The sequence below is a fragment of the Komagataeibacter kakiaceti JCM 25156 genome (genome assembly GCF_000613305.1).
The window spans coordinates 1-2,303 of the sequence record NZ_BAIO01000381.1; the positions used below are offsets into that span (position 1 = coordinate 1).

Genomic DNA, 2,303 nt, shown 5'->3' on the forward strand with positions numbered 1-2,303 from the left:
TCGGTGGGGTGCCCCGGCGCGCGCAGGCGCAGGACGAGATTGTGCAGGGCGACGTGCAGCGGACCATCAAAGGGCGCCTTCGCCGGGCCGGCCCCCAGCGTGCCCGACAGGTCGGCCTCCCCTTCCCCCACAAGGAACTGCCCGGCCTTGCGCGTGGTGACCTGCCCGTTACCGGCATTGAGATGCAGCGTGAACTCACGCGGCATGAGGAAGGGCCAGTCAGTCCCGCCATTGCGGAACGCCACATGCAGCCTGCCGCCCACCGGCAGGCCAAGCGGCGCGACCTCCTTCTGCCCCGGCGCGAAGGCGGCGGGGCTGATCGGGTCCAGCAGCAGCGTCCAGTCCACATGCTGGGGGCTGACACGTTCGCCCGAACCGTGCAGGACCAGGCGCTCCCCATTGCCTTCAAGCCCGAGGCGGATGTCGCCCGTTACGCCTTTCTGCCCGGCATCGGTCACGATCTTCAGGCGGGCATCCGCTTCCCCCAGCCGCCAGACCCGTCCGCTCTCACGGTCGGTCAGGGTGACATGGGTGTCCGATATGACGGCCTGCCGGATCTCGGTCAGGTCCACGGGAGAGGATTCCTGCGACCCCGGCGAGGGAAAGGGCGTGCCCGGCCCGAGATCGAGCCCGAATTTGCCATCCAGCCCCCGCGCCAGCCGGAGCCGGCCATGCATGGCGGAAAGTTCGATGATACGGACATTGCCATGCACCAGCGCCGGGCTGTCCAGCGTGATGCGCCCGCGCCGCAGCGTATCGACCAGCGCGCCGTTGTTACGCTGGATGCGCACATCCTCCACCCATATGACCAGTGGCGCGCGCAGCCCTTCATGCAGGGCGTTCCATCCCACCCGCACATGCCCCGCCGACAGCCCGCCCAGAATATCGTCATGCCCCAGCCCATGCGCGACCGGAATGGGCATGAGCAGCCGCACGAGCGGGGTCACGTCCAGCGGCCCGGCGGAAAGGCGCAGCGTCAGAACCAGCAGCGCGATGGCGGGCAGTGTGATACACAGCAGCACCAGCCAGACCACCACCCGTCCCGCCGCCATGACCGCGCGGCGCACGCGGGTTGCGTGCGGGCCGGATGCCCCCCCCGGGTGGGTTGACCTGTTTCCGTCATACCGTCCACGCTACACCATCGCACGGATATGCGTGACTTCCCAGATTTCTGCCGGACCCTTGCCCATGGACATGCCCACGACACCCGTTTTCACGCTGCATCCGTCGTGGCGCGGCGGCACATGGCCCCACCCGGCCGATGCCCGGGCGGCCCGCATCCTGCGCGAGAACCTGCATGACGCCTGCGCGCGCGACGGACTGCCCGACATCACGGCCATGCCAGAGATCGTGGGCCTGATCGACGCGCTGGGCGGAAACAGCCCCTATCTGTCCGACCTTGCGCTGCGTGACACGCAGGCTTTCGCGGCGCTTCTGGTCAATGGGGCGGATACGCACCTGCGGGCCATCCTGGCGGAGCTTGAGGCGCTGGCCCCCGATACGCCGCGCGCTGAAATCATGGCTGCATTGCGCATAGCCAAGCGACAGGCGGCCCTGACCATCGCCCTGGCGGATATCGGCGGTGTCTGGACGCTGGATCAGGTCACGCTGGCGCTGAGCCTGCTGGCCGAAAACGCCCTGGAGGCCGCGGTCAGGCATCTGCTGGCGCACGCGCATGAGACCGGGCGGCTGCGCCTGCGTAATCCCCGAGACCCCGTGCCGTGGCAGCGGCTTCGTGGTTCTGGCAATGGGGAAGCTGGGCGCGCGGGAACTGAACTACTCCTCGGATATTGACCTGATCATCCTGTATGACCCGGACCGCCACCCCGCGAATACGGAATTGCGACATATCTTTGTGCGCATGACTAGCGATCTTGTCACCCTGATGGAAGCGCGGGATGCGAATGGCTACGTTTTCCGCATGGACCTGCGGCTGCGGCCGGACCCGGCCGCCACCCCCGCCGCCGTGTCCTTTCCCGCCGCCATCCAGTATTATGAAAGCATGGGCCGCACATGGGAACGCGCCGCCATGACCAAGGCGCGCCCCGTGGCGGGGGACATCACGGCGGGCCGCCGTTTTCTCAAAAGCATTCATCCGTTCATATGGCGGCGCCATCTTGATTTCGCGGTGATTGACGATCTCCATGACATGAAAGCACGGATAGACCGCCACCGTAACGCCGGTCACGCCAATCTGGACAGCCTGCCGCCCGAACATGTCCATGACCCGGAAGCCGCGACGCGCTGGCTGCTGGGCCAGAATGTCAAGCTGGGACAGGGCGGGATACGGGAGGTGGAATTCG

General features: G+C 67.2%; 2 protein-coding genes and 1 pseudogene. 2 read left to right on the plus strand and 1 reads right to left on the minus strand.

Features of this window, described 5'->3' with window-relative positions; all coding sequences use genetic code 11:
- Positions 1-1,067, minus strand: a pseudogene (locus tag JCM25156_RS24625) (AsmA-like C-terminal region-containing protein); the annotation flags it as partial.
- Positions 1,068-1,188: 121 nt separating this feature from the next.
- On the opposite strand from JCM25156_RS24625, the gene JCM25156_RS32665 reads away from it, so the two are divergent.
- On the plus strand, positions 1,189-1,794 hold the full coding sequence (locus JCM25156_RS32665; protein ID WP_025813588.1) for a hypothetical protein: 606 nt from the start codon (positions 1,189-1,191) through the stop codon (positions 1,792-1,794).
- A partial coding sequence (locus JCM25156_RS32670) for a [protein-PII] uridylyltransferase family protein (RefSeq protein ID WP_457851824.1) occupies positions 1,748-2,303 on the plus strand: 556 nt, incomplete at its 3' end. The genes JCM25156_RS32665 and JCM25156_RS32670, both read left to right, overlap by 47 nt.

Coding starts and splice junctions, on each gene's coding strand:
- JCM25156_RS32665 (WP_025813588.1), top strand. CDS start 1,189: ATGGACATGCCCACGACACCCGTTTTCACGCTGCATCCGTCGTGGCGC.